The organism is Catellatospora sichuanensis, assembly GCF_007483665.1.
Lineage (GTDB): Bacteria > Actinomycetota > Actinomycetes > Mycobacteriales > Micromonosporaceae > Catellatospora > Catellatospora sichuanensis.
Map to the genome: position 1 here is coordinate 1 of NZ_VIQO01000027.1, position 16,739 is coordinate 16,739.

The following is a 16,739-nucleotide window of genomic DNA, read 5'->3' on the forward strand; positions in this document are numbered from 1 at the left end:
AGAGTGAACACCACCACGACACCATGAACACCAAGCCCTGCCCGCCTCCGGCGGACAGGGCTTCACCATGCCGCTACAAGCTCACCAGCAACGACGCCTACATGCTCACCGCGAACGCCGCGCAACACCGTGTCACCCATGGCGACGTTTATACAGCGGATCATCGGTGGGCCATTCACGGGCCACATGTCGCGCGAAGGAGGACCACCCGGGCCGCTCCGGACCGAGGTCCACCAGACGAGCCGAGGTCGGAGATGTCGACCTGGCCGATTCCCAAGCTGAGGGCACGAATCCGCTCAGTGACGTCAGTTCTGTCGGCGGCCGCCACGGCTCGGGAGGCGATGGGTACTCCATTGGTGCACCCGGAGCAGCGTCAGGCCGCGTCTGCCGGTCGACCTCGTCGAAGGCTCGATCCAGGCGGCGCAACGGGCCGAACAAGGCTCGGCCCAGCCAACGCAACAGGCTGAACAACCATCCGACCGAAGCCGGGAGCAAGTACGACGCACCTGCGGATACCACGATGAGAAGCAAGAGGTCCGAGGTGAACGGTAGCCGGGCAATGAAGGCGAAAGTGACCAATGACGCGACGGCGGTCGCGACGACGTCCAGGACGGCCCGGAGCGCGGGGCCGCCTCGGTGGGCGTTCCCGCGCTCGGCAGGGGGGAACTCGCCGCTGACCGAGAACCTCTGCATGTGACGCATCGCCTGCAACCAGTCGACTGCGAAGGGAATCTTTAGGATCGCCACCAGCAGCGCCCACTTCCCGATGTTGGCCGCTACCTCGCTCAGCCCGGCTGGAGCTATCGGCGCAAGGAGCCAGTACGTGAACAGCAGCGTTACGAATTCGCCAAAGAAGACCATGAACGGCAGTAGCGTCATGAGCGCTAGCGCCAGCTTGCGCTGACTCGGACCCAACACCTCTGTCATGCCACCTCGTTCCTCGACGGGCCGTCATGCTATCGGCCCACGCCAGCCCCAACCCAGCGTCGGCTCCGTGGGCGGTGCCACGACCGCCCGGCGAGCCGTCGGGGCCGGGATTGGGGAGGAGCCAAGATGACAGAGACTTCGATCCCCTGTGGATCATCGGCGGGCCATCCGCGGGCCATAAGCCCGGGTGAAGGAGGGACCGCCCAGGCCACTCGGGACCGCGTTCCGTCGCGTGAGCCGTGGTCGGAAATGTTGATCTGGCCGATTCCCAAGCTGATGTCGGTGGGCCCAGTCCTCAGTCGTCCACGCGGATGCCACGAGCCACCAGGCTACGTCGCAGCAGTGCACGCCCTAGTCCAGCCGCGTATGCCATGCCGATCGCGAGGTGGAATATCGCCAACCACCGGCCATCCACCAGGAGGCGGAAGGCGGTGATACCGCCGAACACGCCTATCCCGAGCGGCCATGTCCAGAACGGGGCCTTGTCGATCGACTTCATGCCAGGGTTATACGGGAGTGCTGACGCTATCTCAAGGTCATGTCCCCGGGGCCGGGCCATCCACGGGCCATAAGCCCGGGTGAAGGAGTGGTCATCCAGGCCACTCGGGACCGCCGTCTCCCAGGCGGAGCGAGGTCAGGGACATTGATCTGGCCGATTCCCAAGCTGACAGTGCAGGTTTGATTACCAACGGCTACATCACGAACTTGGGCTGCCGTATTAGGATCGCCTGATCACGGTCGACAGTTGCGGACCTGGTGGGAAAAGCCGCGTTCTACGGTGCCGACCCGTCCCCTGGCGGCAACCTAGTCGGCGTAGACCCGGTTGTGGTTCACCGTCCCGGCCGCAGGCGTAGCTCCTCGCGCTGGTCAACGCGCGTCGGGCGGCGCGCCCGGGTGCCTGCGCTGCCGCCCGGACAGTCAGAAACCTGCTCCTGGTCTGAGTAATACCTGGTGAAAGCCGTTTAGTGACAGGCCGGACGTGGAACGTATCCCAAGAACTGCGCCTGGCCGCAGGTAGGGAAGCGACATCATGGGTCTGGAGCATCCCACCGACTGGCGAACTCAGTGCGGCGTCGCCAGCTGGCTACGAGCAACAGGGAGAAGCAATGAGCGTGGATGTACAGCACAGCCAGAACAGCGTCGGGGCGGACGACAAGGTCCAGGTGCTGGAGAAGGAGCAAGCAGTGCAGGCGGCAACGCAGGCAGGCGCGCAGGCCGTGCAGGCTGCGACGCAGGCAGGAGCACAAGCGACTCAAGCTGCTATGCAAGCAGGTCAAGCCGCTGCTACCGGGGCGTCGATCACCGGGTTGGCCGCAGCCGTGGCAGCCGGAGCAGGAGGCCTGATAGTGGGCATTTTCCTGGGCATGTCGATCGTGAGAGGGCGTCGTCTCGACGAGTAATGGGACGAGTTGCGCAAAGTGGGGTCGCCACGATGAAGTGGCGACCCCATCGCTCTCTCTGGCAGCGCCAAGCCCAAGGGAATCGGGCCGACGTTTTGCGGGGAATGGCGTTGATTCCGCGGAGGTTGGCGTATTAACACCTAGCATGCTGACCTTGGTGCTGACAGGCGCCGCGATGACCTGATGATAGTTGCTGCGGGAGCAGGCGTAGGCGCGTGCTCCAACATGGCGGAAGTCGGCCACGTTAGCCGGCCAACTAACGCACGTTCGTCCCCCGTCTGAGCGATGTTCAAACCTCGACACAGCGGATTCGGCCGACCCGCTGCCCGGTCAGGAGGATGTGTCGGAGTTGGTCACGGAAACCGTAGTCCCGCTGCGCCGAAGTGCGCTTTTCGTACATGATGGCGATGTTCATGGTGCGCCACGCGCGTTGTTCCCCCGGCGCCGTGGCCGGGCGGGGGAGATGTCATGGTCAAGATCATGGTGAAGTTCGTGAACGGCTGCGCCGAGGTCCTCCAGGAACTTGAGGTCGATCGACCTGATGATCCACCCATGTCTGTATGCCTGGGCCCGCCGACGCCAGCAGCGGTGGCCTCGGCGGAGTCGGAGGCACATGAAGCCTGGGAAGCGGTCTACGTCAGGGAACAGGACACCGGCATCCAGCCGCCATGGGTCTACCGATTCTGCGGTCTCGCCGACCCGGAAGAGTGATGCCGAACCACGAACCACTACTGGGCGGGGCTGCGGAGCGCTTCGGCGTATTCATCGCCTGGCTGGATGTGATCCGAGCGGCACGGGCACCAACCTCGCATCCGACAACCATGACACCGTCCGATGCTCGGACAAGAACACGTTCGATATCCAGCATCTAGCGGGCAAACGCTGCCCGCGGCCGAGGTCCCACACAGGGCTTCGGCTGTCGGCAGCCGGCAGGCGACATCGCCTCCATCAGTCACGTCTCGCCATCGGGCAGCGGGCTGAGACCGCGAGGGCGAAGCTCATCGGCGATCGGCGAATGAGACGCCCTGCGGACCGGTACCGGATGAGACGGCCCCAGACAACGGCCTGGGTTTGAGCAGGGGCGACGCGGGAACTCCGCTTCTGGACCCGGCGGCCCGGGCCGGGGGCGTCGGCTGGCACAGCGACGTGGTCCGGGCAGCTCCCACATGGTGGAGGGGGAAGGAAATGAAGCAGGGATACAGCGACAGCACCGAGCGCGAGTCCGCTGAGGGCGGATCCGGCTTAGGGGGACCGCAAGGGCAACCGACGGCGGAGGGCGTGTCCCACCAGCAGCACGATCTTGCGCAGACACCGGGAAAGTTCACCGACGATGCCGGGCAGGCTACGTCAGGCGAAGGGGCCGTCACCGCGCGGCCAGCACCTGACGGCGACGATGACGAGAATGTGCCCGCAGCCATTGCGAGGCCGTCCGACCCGCCTAGCCACGAGAAGGGCCCGAGTACCTCGGCGGACCGCGGGGCAACCCGCTGAGCGCTTCATGCGCAGCGCGCTAGCCGGTGATCTGCGGGAGGTCCGCGGCCCCGCTCGGCCAATCTCGGGCTCGCCCGCGTAGAGCCTGCTCAGTGCGGGTACTGACAGCGGATGCCACTGACAAGATCGCTGAGCGAGTCGACGGTTGTGATCACGGGTGCCTCGAGCGGCATCGGGGCCGCCACGGCGCTGACACTGGCCCGCCGTGGCGCCCGACTGGTGCTCGCCGCCCGGAGCGAGCGCGGGCTGTCCGAGATCGGTGAGCAGTGTCGCCTGCTGGGCGCGGCGGTGCTGGAGGTGTCGACGGACACCGCGGACGTGGAGGCTGTCGAGCGGTTGGCCGCTGCTGCGCAGGCGAGGTTCGGCCGGATCGACGCCTGGGTGAACAACGCCGGAGTGGCCGTCTACGGCAGGCTGCTCGACCTGCCGCTGGATCAGGTGCGCCGGACTGTCGACGTGGACGTGTTCGGTTACCTGTATGGCGTGCGGGCTGCGGTGCCGCGTCTGCGTGCCTCCGGGGGAGGGGTGCTGATCATGGTCGGGTCGGTGCTGTCGGAGGTGTCGATTCCGTACCTGGGCGCGTACAGCATGGCCAAGCACGCGGTGCAGGGCCTGGCCGATGCGCTGCGCCAGGAGCTGCAGGCCGACGGGATCGACGAGGTGTCGGTGTGCACGGTGCTGCCGGCGTCGGTGGACACGCCCCTGTTCGCCTGGGCGGCGAACTACATGGGGCGGGAGGTCGTCCCACCGCGGCCGATGAGCTCACCGCAGCGGGTGGCCGACCGGATCGTGCGGTTGCTGGAGCATCCGCGGCGGCAGAGTCTGGTCGGTACTGCCGCGGCGAGTGTGGTGTGGTCGTGGCGGCTGGCGCCGGCGCTGGCCGGCCGGCTGATGGTTTGGTACGGCCAGACGGCCCAGTTCGGGCGGCTGATGCAGTCGTCGGAGGGCAACCTGTTCACGCCCGTCGAGCAGCCGCGTCGCGTCGACGGTGGGCGGCGCCTGCCGATGGTCGCGCTGGCGGGCATTCCGGCGGCGGCGCTGGCCGATGTGAGCCGCCGTATTCGCAGCGCGTGGCTGCCGACGAAGAGCCGCCCTGAACGCCTGACACCTCGAACCACGAGCCGCCGAGCTGCGCGAGTAGGCGTCACAGACGATTAGGGCAAAGCGCTGCCGGGTACGAAGCAGCCGTGTTTTTGTCCCAGTTTGTTCATCTGGCGCCCGGCGGCCCATCATGCCTGCCCGAAAGAGGCTGACCCATGTCAAGAACAGAACGCACCGTCAACGCGCCGCTGCAGAAGGTGTTCGACGTGCTGTCCGACGGCTGGAGCTACGCCAACTGGGTGGTCGGCACCGCACACATCCGCGACGTCGATCTCGAGTGGCCGGCGGCCGGCAGCAAGCTCCACCACACGGTCGGCATCTGGCCGCTGACCCGCAACCACGAAACCGAGGTCCTGGACTGCGAACCGCCGGTTCGCCTGGCCATGAAACCGAAGCTTTGGCCGCTCGGCGAACTCACCGCCGTATTCACCCTGATCGAACAGTCATCATCGGCCACCCAGGTGGTGCTGGTAGAGGAGTTCAGTGACGGGCCTGCCCTCGCCCTCCGCAATAAGATCAACGATGTGCTGATGCACGCCCGCAACCGCGAAGCGCTGCGGCGCCTGGCCGACCTGGCCGAGCACCGCCCGTGAACACGCCGGTCGCCGACGCGGTGGTCATCGGCGCCGGGCCCAACGGGCTGGTCGCCGCGAACCTGCTCGCCGACGCCGGCTGGGACGTGGTGCTACTGGAGGCCGCGCCCACCCCGGGCGGCGCCGTACGCAGCGCGCAGGTCGCCGCACCCGGCTTCCGCGCCGACCTGTGCAGCGCCTTCTATCCGTTCGCGGCCTGCTCACCCGTGATCTCCGGACTGCGGCTGTCCGACTACGGCCTGCGCTGGCTGCGCGCCGACGCCGTGCTCGCGCACGCACTGCCGGACGGACGTGCCGCGCTGATGTGGGGCGACCCCGAGCGAACCGCCGAGTCGGTCGGCTCGTTCGACCGCCGCGACGGCAGGCGCTGGCTGGCCGCATACCGCAGCTGGCTTGCCCTGGAGGACGACCTCGTGGCGGCCATGTTCACCCCGTTTCCGCCGGTGCGGTCCGCCATGCGGCTGCTGGCCCGCGGCGGTGTAGGCGGCAGCCTGCGAGCCGCTCGGCAGGCGGGGTTGTCGATCCGGGACCTCGCTGAGGAGTCCTTCGCCGGCGAGGGCGCTCGGCTGCTGCTCTACGGCTGCGCCCTGCACGCCGACGTCGGGCCGGAAAGCGCGGGCTCCGGCGCGTACGGGTGGCTGCTGGCCATGCTCGGTCAGCACCACGGCTTCCCCGCTCCCGAAGGCGGCGCACAGTCGCTCACCGACGCCATGGTGCGTCGGCTGACCGCCCGCGGGGGAATGCTGTGCTGCCAGGCCAACGTCGACCGGATCATCGTCGGGGGTGGGCGCGCCCTCGGCGTCGTCTGCGCCGACGGCCGCGCCTGGCGGGCCCGCCGGGCCGTGCTCGCCGACGTCGACGCCCCCTACCTCTACCGGCACTTGATCGGCCCTAGCCACCTCCCAGGGCAGCTGCTTGCCGACCTGCGTCGGTTCCGCTATGACCGGCCCACGGTGAAGGTGGACTGGGCGCTACGTGAGTCGCTGCCCTGGACCAACCCGCAGGTGTGCTCAGCCGGCACGGTGCACTTGGGCGGGAACACTGCCCAACTTTCGCGTACGGCGGCGTCGGTTGCCGCAGGAGACGATCCCCCGGTGCCGTTCGTGCTGATGGGGCAGATGAGCCGCGCCGACCCGACCAGGTCGCCGTCGGGAACGGAGACGTCCTGGGCCTACACCCACCTGCCCTACCGCTACGCCGGGCGGGGCCGCGACGACGCGGGCATCGGGGCGTACGTGGATCGCATCGAGGAAATGATCGACAAACTGGCGCCCGGATTCGGTGAGCTGGTCGTCGGCCGTTACGTCCAAGGTCCTAAGGACCTGGTCAACGAGAACGCCAACATGAGCGGTGGTGCGCTCGGCGGCGGCACCGCTGCGCTCACCCAGCAGTTGGTGCTGCGGCCGACGCCGGGGCTGGGCCGCGCCGACACCGTGATCGACCGGCTGTATCTGGCTAGCGCCTCGGCCCATCCCGGCCCGGGCGTGCACGGGGGTCCCGGCGCCAATGCCGCCCGAGCTGCGATACACCGCGATCGGGCCGTCACGGGTGCTGTCTACCGCGCGACCGTCTCGGCCGCGTACCAGCTGATCTATTGACCGAACCCAGGAGGGCAGCGGCCATCGCTGTGTGTAGTCGGACAGTGTTGCCGCTGCGGAGGAAAGGGTAGAATCCTTCGTGTTGACTGTTTGATCTCAACTGCCCCAGACCTCGGCAGCTCTGTCGGAAAAGCCAGAGGTGGGGATGGCGTGGTACAGCACCCGATGATCATCACCGTCACCCGCACATGTCAGGGGCGGGTGGCATTTTTATGCATAGGCGGCGACGTCGACCTGCTCGATTCCGGGGACGTAGAGCTGGCGCAGCGTCAATTGGCCGTGGTGTCCTGCGAGACCCTGTATGTGGACCTCGCCGATGTGACCTTCGGTGGGGCGGCTCTGGTTCATTACCTATACGCAGTGGCGGCCCGGCTGCCCGGGGCGGCGATATCGCTGTGCGGAGCGCCGGGCATAACTCACCAGATCCTCGAACTGACTGGCCTGGACCAGGTCGCCGCCCTGCGTGACAGCATCCCGGAGAACTGGGCGACACCCTCGGCCGCAGCTTCGACCTCGGCCGCCTCCGAACGACGGCTGCCCGCGGGGCGAGCCGCACTCGGTGGGCCGCAACCAGCGACCTGACGCCACCTGGCGATCCGGCGCGCAAACGGGGACAACTACGAAGCCAAATCGGTCACGGACCGGAATATCGGTCCGTGACCGCGGGGGACTGTCTATGTGCTCCCAAATTGATCACCAGCCGCCACACCGTCTTGCCGGGCTGACTGTAGAGGTCGAACCGGTCGCAGACCTCGTCGGCGATCCGCAAGCCCCAACCGCCTTCGGAGCCGGGACAGGCAGGGCATGTGCCGGCTTGAAAGGTTCCGCTGTCGGTGAGTTCACTGACGACCGCGCCCTCATCGGCCCATACACGCACGGTCCCCCCTGCACGCGTATGCCGCAGCGTGTTCGTGGCGACCTCACTGATCGCCACCCTCAGTGCCGGCAGTCGTTCGGCGTGCAGGCCGACAGCCCGCGCACACTCACACACGAACTCACGCACCTGCGTCAGGTCGCTCGGGTTGTCGAAGGTGAGCACTGGGGTGCCCTCGGGAGATGGTCCGAACGGTGCGGTTACCTGATGCACAGTTCCCCTCCTCCCAAGGCCACCGCCGTGGCTGTTGATCTGTGGGAACGATCGGCCCAGTGACGACAGCTAGTGTAATTTGTACCCATTTTGCAGCCGACGAAACTGCGGTTGACATGCTCGGCGAGGTGCCCGGCGACGACTGATTCGCGGGGCGGCTCTGCCGCTATCGACTGCATCGATCGGGCCGTAGGGGAGCAGGAGCGACCCAGCCGGAACATGGCGTCGATCATGATCAGCGTTACATCCCGCTCCGCGAACGCAGGGGACTGTAACGGCTGCCGCATAGGAAACTGCGCGGCGCTTGCGTCCGCGTCTTCGTAGAGAACCGGCAGCGCAGCCTGCTGCCCCGTGCTTAGGATGTGCAAACACGGGGCAGCAGTGGTTGATCGCTCCGCCTAGGTCATTGCGGCTTTACGCCGAAGTCCGGCGCCGCCTTGATCAGCGCCTCGTGATGGGCGGTGATGACCGGCATCGCCGCCTCGGCGGCCTCCTTGACCTGTGCGGCCTCACCCTTGTCTATTTCCTGCTGGGTCGCCTTCATGGACTTGGTGTGAGCTGCGAGCTGCTGCTCGATCCACATCTTGTTGAACTCGTCGCCCGCGGCGGCGGCCTGGAGCTTGTCTGCCACGGCCTTCTGCTCGGCGTTCGGCTCGGCCGGCAGGCTCACCTTTAGTTCCTGCGCCAGAGCCTTGAGCGACGCGTCGAGTTTGGCGTGATCGGTGACGAACCGCTGACCGAGGTCCTTGACCGCGGCCGAACTGCTCTTGGCCTGCGCCATCTTCCCGGTCGCGATCTCGGCGAGATTCGCCTGGTGCGCCGCGACCATCCACGCGGTGTCCTGCTCCGACGGCTGTACGGCGACCGCAGGCGACGCGGCGGCGGTCGCCGTGACCGCCATGGCCGCACCGGCCAGCAAGACTGCCATCCTTCTCCACAACTTCATCGTGCTCAGCCCCCTCCGTGGCGTGCATTCCATCCCGAACCAATACCCGTCGCGGGGTAGCCCTGAAACGGCTTGGCCTGCAGGTTTGCCGATGGCAGAGCGGGGAACGGACATACATGGCAAATGCTGCCCGCAGGGTGGCGGCAGCACAGCTGACCAGCATGAAGGGCGGCCACCGATGAAGGCAGTGGTGTGGCACGGCAAGCGTGACGTACGTGTGGACACGGTCGACGACCCCGTTATCCAGGAACCCACCGACGCGGTCATCAAGGTGACCTCGACCGGGATCTGCGGTTCCGACCTGCACCTTTACGAGGTGTTGGCACCGTTCATGACCGAAGGCGACATCGTCGGCCACGAGCCGATGGGCATCGTGGAGGAGGTCGGCTCGGCGGTCACCCGGCTTAAGCCCGGCGACCGCGTCGTGGTTCCGTTCCAGATCGCCTGCGGCGCCTGCTTCATGTGCAACCAGAACCTGCAGACCCAGTGCGAGACCACCCAGGTGCGCTCCGAAGGCATGGGCGCGGCCCTGTTCGGCTACACGCGCCTCTACGGACAGGTCCCCGGTGGGCAGGCGGAGTACCTGCGGGTGCCGCAGGCCCAGTACGGGCCGATCACGGTGCCGGCCGGGCCGCCAGACGACCGGTTCGTGTACCTGTCCGACGTGCTGCCGACCTCGTGGCAGGCCGTCGAGTATGCGGCCGTGCCGCAGGGCGGCACCCTGCTGGTTCTCGGCCTGGGCCCGATCGGTGACATGTCCTGCCGCATCGCGCTGCACCACGGCGTCGGCAGGGTAATCGGTGTCGACCCGGTGCCTGAGCGACGGGATCGCGCCATGGCCCGAGGCGTGGAGGTCCTCGACCTTGAGGACCAGGACACCCTCGTCGCCCGCATCCGGGACATGACCGGCGGTCGTGGCCCCGACTCTGTCATCGACGCGGTCGGCATGGAGGCACACGGCTCACCGATCGCCAGAGCGATGCAGCAGATGACCGGTGTCCTGCCGGACGCCTGGGCCGCCAAGCTCATGGAGACCGCCGGCATCGACCGCCTGGCTGCGCTGAACCTGGCCATCGAGACAGTCCGCCGCGGCGGCACCATTTCGATCATCGGCGTGTACGGCGGCATGACCGACCCACTGCCCATGATGACCCTGTTCGACAAGCAGATCCAGATCCGGATGGGCCAGGCCAACGTACGCCGCTGGGTCGACGACATCCTGCCCCTGCTCACCGACGCCGATCCGCTCGGCGTGTCCGGCTTCGCCAGCCATCGGCTGCCGCTGACCGCGGCGCCCGCGGCATACCAGCAGTTCCAGGAGAAGAAGGACGGCTTTATCAAGGTGCTGCTGCAACCGTGACGCACCGCGTTGGGCTCCGACATCGCGAGCACTGATCGGCGCTGCGATGCACGCAAGCGGATGAGACCGGCAGCGACGTCGGCGTGATCTTTTGCGCGCTGCGGGCTCAGACGAACAATGCGAGATAGATCGCGATGTGGTGGCACAGCGCTGCGAGCAGCGTGCAAGCGTGGAACACCTCGTGGTGGCCGAACACCGCCGGCCACGGATCCGGCCTCCGTAGCGCGAACAGCACCGCGCCGACGCTGTAGCCGATGCCGCCCACCGCCAGCATGACCAGCGCCAGTGTCCCGGCTACGTGAGCGACATCGGGCAGGATCACGACCGCCGCCCAGCCGAGCGCGAGGTAGAGGGGCACGGAAACCGTGCGGGGCGCGTGTGGCCAGACCATCGACATCGTGACACCGGCTAGCACGCCAGCCCAGACGATCGACAGCAGCACTGTTGCCTTGGTCCGGCTGAGCAACAGGATGCACAGCGGCGTATAAGTGCCGCCGATGAATATGAAGATCATCGCATGGTCGAGTCGGCGCATGATGCGGTAGCCGCGTTCGCTCCAGACCCGGCGGTGGTATAGGCCGCTGACGGCGAACAGAGCGCAGACGGTGATGCTGTAGATCGCAGTGCTGACGACCGGTGAGAGACCCGGCCGGGTGGCGGCGACACCGACCATGACGACACCGCAGACAGCGGCGACGAAGAACCCGTACGCGTGCAGCCGGCCGCGCATACGCGGCTGGCCGAAATCGGCGAGAGCGAGGCGGGGCGAGGTTAGGGTCACGCCTTACACCAGACGGTCATGTCGACCCTCCACAGCTTGAATCCGGATCAGCGGAAGCCGCCACCCGTCTGGTGACAAGCCTCTGTATCCGACGCACCGACGTCCTGTGTGGTCGGTCAACGGGTGCGACTCGGAGTTCCGGCATGTACGCCCGCGGAGATCTCGACCTTGGCGGGGGTGAGGCCGGTGGTCGTGGTGAAACGGCCCAGTGCCACTTGGACGTGTCGGCGTAGTTCGTTCAGGTCGGCTCCGGGACGGGTGTCCAGCGTCAGCAGCATGTCGGGCGCGTCGGCGGCGCCGCTGATCATCACGTCGGCGTGCTGCAGTCGACCCGTCGTAGCCAGGTCGCGTTCCAGGCAGTCGGCGATGGCCCGGTAGCGAACCTGCGTGGTGCCGTACAGGTCATCGGAAGGGCTCCTGTCGTCGGCGTCACCGAGCCGGTGCGGGTTGTGGCGGCCGAAAACCAGGTCCGGCAGGTGCCGGCGACCGTGAGCGCGTAGCTGGATCCGAAGCAAACGGGAGCCGAGCCACGCCACGATCAAGCCTGCGACCAGCACACCCAGGTAGGTCCACGGCTGCCACTGCCGCCACTGCTCGACCAACCCGGGCCACAGCAACGGCGAGTCCTGGTAGGTGCCGGGCAGCCGCCCGAGCTTGGCCAGCACGCCGGCCACACCAAGAGCCGTGAGAAGGACGCCGATGACGGTCCAGAGGATGCGGTTTCCGGTGTTCATGTCACCCTCCTCGGTTGTCTGAGGGCCACGTGCAGGGCGACGTCATCGCTGGCGCCCAAGCGGCTCATGGCGCGCCGGGCCGCTCGGGTCACCTCGGGATCGCAGTCCGCCCGGGCGTCCGCGGCTACCGAAACCGACCACGCCGATCGGCGCCCCCGGACGTCCACTCTCGGCAGTCCCACGCCGTTGACCCGGGCCACCGCTGCGGCGACCTGCTGCTGCACCGTGCGACGCTGCACCCGCCACGTGACCGCTCCCTCACTGGGCAGGTCGAGCTCCTTGGGGCGCCAGTGCCGCAACTGACCGGCCAGGATGACCAGTCCAGCCAGCGCTGTCGCGATGGCGGCCAGCAGCACGACACGGCTTGACAACGGTGTGGTGGTGAGGCGCTGATACCACTCTCGCAGCGGCAGGATCAGCGGTGCCCTGCCGGTCCATGCCGTGCCGGCTTCGGCTGCGGCCACCAGACCGACGATGATCAAAAGAATCCCGAGCAGAGCGGACGCGACCCGGTTCACGATAGGCATCGCTCACCTCCATCTGGGGCCGGTAAGAGGGCGTAGCCCGTGGATGCGGACCGCAACGCTGTGTCCGTCACGTCGCCGATCACGACGTCGACACGTCGGGTGTCGCCGCGTTCGGCAAGGACAGCTTCCGCGGCCTGCCCGACCGCGGCCGCCACCGGGGCGAGCGGCAGCCGCGCGGCCACGACCGCGACGGTCACCCGTTCGTCGCTGCCGCGTACGCCCGGCACCTGGCCGTGCGCCGACAGGGTCACCACCGGCACGCCGGGCCCGGCGGTCATCGAGTAGACGCCCGGCAGGGCGGTGACTGCTTCGGCCACCGCCCGTGCCAGCTCGAGCCTCGAACTCATTGCACTCGTGCTTCCTGTTCGCCCGTGTCGTCGGTCTCGACGTGGATGTCGTCGACGTTGATGTTGACCTCGACGACCTTGAGGCCGGTCATGCCCTCGATCTGTTCCGTAACGTGCTCGCGTACGGCATCGGTGACCTCGACGATGCTCTGGCCGTACCAGGTGACGACGTCGAGGTCGATGGCGGCTTCCCGCTCGCCCACCTCGACCGAGACTCCCTGGCTGGCACTGGCGGCGGGATCGTTGCTGGTGCCGGGGATCATTGAGCGCAGCTGGCCGACGCGGCGGGCCATGCCTGCCCCCATCGAGTAGACGCCGGGCACGTCCTTGGCGGCCAGCCCTGCGATCTTGGCGACGACACCGTCCGCGATGTGGGTTTTGCCGTGGTCGGTGATCAGGGACATGCCGGTTTGCGGCCGGCTGATCGGATCTGCTGATGGCCGCCGGGCGAGGTCACCTGCCCTGCCCGGGAGGTCCGTTCGCTGGGTGCTGGTCTCGCCGGTGCCGGCCTCTGCTGGCCGGTCGGTAACCGGACTGGTCATGAGAACCTCCGTGGGTGTCAATGATGTTGATCAGGGCCGGGAACGTGACAGCCGGTCGAACGCCCCGCGCAGGTCTCCCTCGACCGCGCTGGCGATGACGTAACCGACGATGCCGGCGAACAGGGCTGCCACCAGAACGAGGAAACCCAGCACCGCCCAGATGACGGCTAGGGCCACACCGATGGCGAACCCGAACTGGCGAGCACTCATCGCAACTCCTCTGGTAGCGGACGTGGTGTACCGCCCTGCGACACTCTCGGCCGTCCATAGGTCGGCCTTACCCATGAGTCCAGAATGTTGCTTTTACCCCTTTGCCGGGGCATCCAAACGTGAACGGCGCGTTTCCCGGCCGATGGGCGGTCCACTGGCCGGGTCGCAGCCGGCGGGCGACGTCGTCGGCTTTGGCGACGGCGTCATGGTGCCTGCACGGTGACTGCCCGGTGGGGGCGAGGGCACGTCGGGGTCGGGCGGGACCAGGCCGGCGCGCAGTTGCGGGTTTTCGGCGGCGAGGCCGAGCAGTGCCTTGACGATGCTGTATCGGGCGTGCCGGGGGCCCGAGGGTGATGTGGCTGATGCGGTCGACGGCGGCAGCGGCGTGCAGCCAGCCGCGGGCGGTACAGCACGTGGCCTTCGTCGAGCACGTGATCGAGTTAAGCGGCTCCGGTGGCGCAGGCGGCGACCTCGCTGCGGCCTCCAGGACCCGACGCCTGGCTGACACCCCCGGCGAATTCGAGTGGCGCAGCATAGGGCGCTGCCACCACCGCGACGGCTCGGGTCTGGTGCCTTCGACGGCGCGGCGATTGCCTGACGAAGAGTGCCCCCGCGCCCTCATGATCAGGTATTCCAGTAGTTCTGGCTCTTGCATTTGATGGTCTTGCGGATCGAGGACCTCAATGCAGGTGTCTCGCGCAGTGGCAGTGAAGGTGAGCCCATCCTCGCCGGCCTCTCATCGAAGAAGTCGACGTGGACCATGCAGCCATACTCGAAGGGATCAGGCTGGTGAACAAGCGCTCTGCTGCTGCCTGCGATGCAGGCGCAGCCAGCCTTGCCACTGCGCCGGAACGGATATGCGTCCTGAGAGCAGACCAACTCCTGAAGGGCACGTGGTGTTCTGTATGGCGAGCCGACACCAGCGGCTCAAGATCGTCTCACTTGGTTGCACTTGGCGCGCGCCCATAAACACGTGACCATGAGCAGGCCCATCTCAGTTTGTGCGCCGCCGCGACCCGCGCAGGTGTCCTCGGCGACCCGGGGGTGAAGCCCGCGGTCGAACGCGTTCGCCGCGGAGCACGCAGGTGTCGGTGTCCAGTCCGCACGACACGACGTCGGTTCAGCCACGCCCGGTGATCTTCAGCGCCTGCCGTTGAGTGCCCTGTAGCCGGTCTTATCGACGACCCCGCAGATGTGCGGCAGCGACGGGGTCAGTAGGTGACATTGTCGGTGTCTTGGCCCGTGCACCTCGTACCAGTCCAGCATTCGCTCGAATGGCCCGCTGGGATAGCGACCAGAACGCGCCGCCGGCCGCTCGCTCGCGTCACCTGCACGAGACTACGATCGCCGGTTCGATATGGCGGCTCGTTGAGGTAGTAGCCCTGCTGCGGGTCGACCACGATCAGCACGCATGACGCGGATCTACATGTCAGGCGACGGCGCTGCGCAACGCCAGGGGATCGGACGGGGCGTCGCTCTTCGCGGCCTGCATCCGGGCGCCCAGCTCCCGCAGCGCGGTGCGGTTCATGGCTTTGCGCACCAGCGGGAACCACTCCTTCTCCTCTTCCTCCACGTGGTGGCGTACGTTCTCCATCAGCACGGCCATCTTGGCGTCGAATCGCTCGTCGCGGGCATCGGTGTCGGCCAGTTCCGACAGCATCCACACCACGACGTGGTGCTCTTCGACGCTTTCCAGGACGTGCTCGGCGGTGTCCGGTGCGGCCTTGCGGGCGGTGGGGTAAAACAGCGTCTCCTCGATGTACGCGTGCCGCGTCAGCTCGGCGATGACATCAGTAACGATCCGGCGCTTGACGCCGAAGGCGCTGTCACCGGCCTTCTCGAACCGCTTGAACAACCCTTCGACGACCTTGTGGTCGGCCTTGAGCATCGCGATCGCGTCTTCTCCGATCGCGGCGGTGCCCGGCAGCGACTTCTTGGGCTGCCCGGCCTTTGCCGACGCGGCCGATGCGGCGGAGGTGCTCTTCTTGGAGCGGCTGGGCAGGGCAGTCTTACGGCCGGCGGTCTTGGACGTGCGTGTTGACTGGCTCACGATGCCTCCCGACAGTTGATGCGCGTGTCAGTCGATATGTACATGAAATGACGGCCAGAAACCGGGCAATGGACAACATCGCAGGCCAGGAGTTGACCGGCCGCGAGCTGCGCGTTACGGCTCGTGCGCCACGCCTGGCCAAAGGGCTCTTCACGATCCGGATAGTGGAGTGCAGCTGTGGCAGCCCGATCGGGCCCTGCTACGGGGGCGGTCGTGGTCCCGCATCATGCGCAACTCATGCCCATGTCCCGCCGTTCGAAGCGGCAGAGGGTGGAGTCAAACACATCAGGGCCAGCTGCGATGCCGCAAGCAGCCCGGCAGTCCGGTGGGGGGTCATCGGATCACGCACGCGCATCGGGGCCGGTGCTGCCCGGCAGCCGGCATAGCTTGGTCAAGCGGGCCGGTGTCCCCATGTCGACGGTCGGCCGGAGAGGACATAGTCGGTACAACGTGACAGCACCTGCTGCGATGAGCGATTTTCGGCGTTGCGCTCGGGGCCAGTTGACGGGTCGCGTAATGAATCGCCCAGGGGCAACAGATGGCCAGCCGTGATCTGCTGGTTCGGTACCTGCGGTCGCCGGAGCCGTCCTGCAGCCCGCCGCGGCGGTTTTGGGGGTTCTGCCGGCACTTTGGCACATTCGGCCGTCACGGCCCAGAGGTAGCACGTAGCACGATCTCCTCGAACGCCGATTCGGCGCGGAGTGATGCTGAGGCCTCTGGCGAAAGAGTGTCGGGAACGGCGGCAGGTGCCGCTTCGAATATCCGCCATGCCATGCCCGACACCGACACCAACTCCAATACCAGGCATCCTGTGGCATCCAGGCCGTACCGCAGGTTGACCAGATCGCTGTCCACGAGCGCGTCGAGCGACTCATTTACCTGCTGCTGGCTCAAACGCAGCGCGGTGGAGTAGCCGACTGGGTCGACGAATCGAGTTCCCGATTGGGCATCGCCCACCAGACGCAGCAAAACGCTGCGATGCTGCGACTCCCACTTCGTCTGCATGACAAACACAACGCCATTGCGCGCTGCGGGTTGCTCTCGG

Annotated in this window: 19 protein-coding genes; 7 read left to right on the top strand and 12 right to left on the bottom strand. The window is 67.2% G+C overall.

What is annotated here, in order from left to right; translation table 11 throughout:
• Positions 1 to 132: 132 nt before the first annotated feature.
• Together FLL47_RS32790 and FLL47_RS32795 are read right to left on the bottom strand one after the other, a co-directional pair.
• Positions 133 to 927, bottom strand: coding sequence for a hypothetical protein (locus FLL47_RS32790; protein WP_144126525.1), 795 nt, complete (start codon positions 925 to 927; stop codon positions 133 to 135).
• Positions 928 to 1,222: 295 nt separating this feature from the next.
• Positions 1,223 to 1,426, bottom strand: a complete 204-nt coding sequence (locus FLL47_RS32795) for a hypothetical protein (RefSeq protein WP_144126526.1) — start codon at positions 1,424 to 1,426, stop codon at positions 1,223 to 1,225.
• A gap of 607 nt (positions 1,427 to 2,033) precedes the next feature.
• On the opposite strand from FLL47_RS32795, the gene FLL47_RS43235 reads away from it, so the two are divergent.
• The 6 genes from FLL47_RS43235 to FLL47_RS32825 all read left to right on the top strand — a co-directional run bounded on the left by FLL47_RS43235 (position 2,034) and on the right by FLL47_RS32825 (position 7,692).
• Positions 2,034 to 2,327, top strand: a complete 294-nt coding sequence (locus FLL47_RS43235) for a hypothetical protein (protein WP_186316045.1) — start codon at positions 2,034 to 2,036, stop codon at positions 2,325 to 2,327.
• Positions 2,328 to 2,795: 468 nt separating this feature from the next.
• Positions 2,796 to 3,038: a hypothetical protein gene (locus FLL47_RS32805; RefSeq protein WP_144126528.1), complete on the top strand. Its 243-nt coding sequence runs from the start codon at positions 2,796 to 2,798 to the stop codon at positions 3,036 to 3,038.
• 891 nt (positions 3,039 to 3,929) lie between these two features.
• Positions 3,930 to 4,976, top strand: coding sequence for an SDR family oxidoreductase (locus FLL47_RS32810; protein WP_144126529.1), 1,047 nt, complete (start codon positions 3,930 to 3,932; stop codon positions 4,974 to 4,976).
• 98 nt (positions 4,977 to 5,074) lie between these two features.
• A complete protein-coding gene (locus tag FLL47_RS32815; RefSeq protein WP_144126530.1) occupies positions 5,075 to 5,512 on the top strand; it encodes an SRPBCC family protein in 438 nt (145 codons plus the stop codon).
• Positions 5,509 to 7,110 (top strand): phytoene desaturase family protein, encoded by a 1,602-nt coding sequence (locus tag FLL47_RS32820; protein WP_144126531.1) that lies wholly within the window; start codon positions 5,509 to 5,511, stop codon positions 7,108 to 7,110. Before FLL47_RS32815 ends, FLL47_RS32820 begins: the two co-directional genes overlap by 4 nt.
• 165 nt (positions 7,111 to 7,275) lie before the next feature.
• The gene (locus FLL47_RS32825; RefSeq protein ID WP_144126532.1) at positions 7,276 to 7,692 is read left to right on the top strand and encodes an STAS domain-containing protein; all 417 of its coding nucleotides are present in this window, start codon (positions 7,276 to 7,278) and stop codon (positions 7,690 to 7,692) included.
• A 52-nt stretch (positions 7,693 to 7,744) separates the two neighbouring features.
• On the opposite strand, the gene FLL47_RS32830 is transcribed toward FLL47_RS32825, so the two are convergent.
• Both FLL47_RS32830 and FLL47_RS43240 read right to left on the bottom strand, forming a co-directional pair.
• Positions 7,745 to 8,197, bottom strand: a complete 453-nt coding sequence (locus FLL47_RS32830; RefSeq protein ID WP_186316046.1) for an ATP-binding protein — start codon at positions 8,195 to 8,197, stop codon at positions 7,745 to 7,747.
• 403 nt (positions 8,198 to 8,600) lie between these two features.
• Positions 8,601 to 9,125: a DUF4142 domain-containing protein gene (locus FLL47_RS43240; RefSeq protein ID WP_186316047.1), complete on the bottom strand. Its 525-nt coding sequence runs from the start codon at positions 9,123 to 9,125 to the stop codon at positions 8,601 to 8,603.
• Between the two features lie 196 nt (positions 9,126 to 9,321).
• Here FLL47_RS43240 and FLL47_RS32840 point away from each other — a divergent pair, with 196 nt between their 5' ends.
• Positions 9,322 to 10,503 (top strand): zinc-dependent alcohol dehydrogenase, encoded by a 1,182-nt coding sequence (locus FLL47_RS32840; protein ID WP_144126535.1) that lies wholly within the window; start codon positions 9,322 to 9,324, stop codon positions 10,501 to 10,503.
• Positions 10,504 to 10,609: 106 nt separating this feature from the next.
• Here the strand turns inward: FLL47_RS32840 and trhA are convergent, their stop codons facing one another.
• The 8 genes from trhA to FLL47_RS32880 all read right to left on the bottom strand — a co-directional run bounded on the left by trhA (position 10,610) and on the right by FLL47_RS32880 (position 16,699).
• On the bottom strand, positions 10,610 to 11,233 hold the full coding sequence (gene trhA, locus FLL47_RS32845; protein ID WP_425457782.1) for a PAQR family membrane homeostasis protein TrhA: 624 nt from the start codon (positions 11,231 to 11,233) through the stop codon (positions 10,610 to 10,612).
• A 167-nt stretch (positions 11,234 to 11,400) separates the two neighbouring features.
• Positions 11,401 to 12,018: an Asp23/Gls24 family envelope stress response protein gene (locus FLL47_RS32850; RefSeq protein WP_144126537.1), complete on the bottom strand. Its 618-nt coding sequence runs from the start codon at positions 12,016 to 12,018 to the stop codon at positions 11,401 to 11,403.
• Positions 12,015 to 12,536: a hypothetical protein gene (locus FLL47_RS32855; protein WP_144126538.1), complete on the bottom strand. Its 522-nt coding sequence runs from the start codon at positions 12,534 to 12,536 to the stop codon at positions 12,015 to 12,017. Before FLL47_RS32855 ends, FLL47_RS32850 begins: the two co-directional genes overlap by 4 nt.
• Positions 12,533 to 12,892 carry a hypothetical protein gene (locus tag FLL47_RS32860; RefSeq protein WP_144126539.1) on the bottom strand — a complete coding sequence of 120 codons (360 nt, stop codon included), beginning with the start codon at positions 12,890 to 12,892 and terminating at the stop codon, positions 12,533 to 12,535. Before FLL47_RS32860 ends, FLL47_RS32855 begins: the two co-directional genes overlap by 4 nt.
• A complete protein-coding gene (locus tag FLL47_RS32865; RefSeq protein WP_144126540.1) occupies positions 12,889 to 13,434 on the bottom strand; it encodes an Asp23/Gls24 family envelope stress response protein in 546 nt (181 codons plus the stop codon). The genes FLL47_RS32860 and FLL47_RS32865 overlap by 4 nt, the downstream gene beginning before the upstream one ends.
• 30 nt (positions 13,435 to 13,464) lie before the next feature.
• Positions 13,465 to 13,644 carry a hypothetical protein gene (locus FLL47_RS32870; RefSeq protein ID WP_144126541.1) on the bottom strand — a complete coding sequence of 60 codons (180 nt, stop codon included), beginning with the start codon at positions 13,642 to 13,644 and terminating at the stop codon, positions 13,465 to 13,467.
• Between the two features lie 1,429 nt (positions 13,645 to 15,073).
• Positions 15,074 to 15,694 (bottom strand): hemerythrin domain-containing protein, encoded by a 621-nt coding sequence (locus FLL47_RS32875; protein ID WP_246158962.1) that lies wholly within the window; start codon positions 15,692 to 15,694, stop codon positions 15,074 to 15,076.
• 645 nt (positions 15,695 to 16,339) lie between these two features.
• A complete protein-coding gene (locus FLL47_RS32880; RefSeq protein WP_144126542.1) occupies positions 16,340 to 16,699 on the bottom strand; it encodes a hypothetical protein in 360 nt (119 codons plus the stop codon).
• Positions 16,700 to 16,739 lie beyond the last annotated feature (40 nt).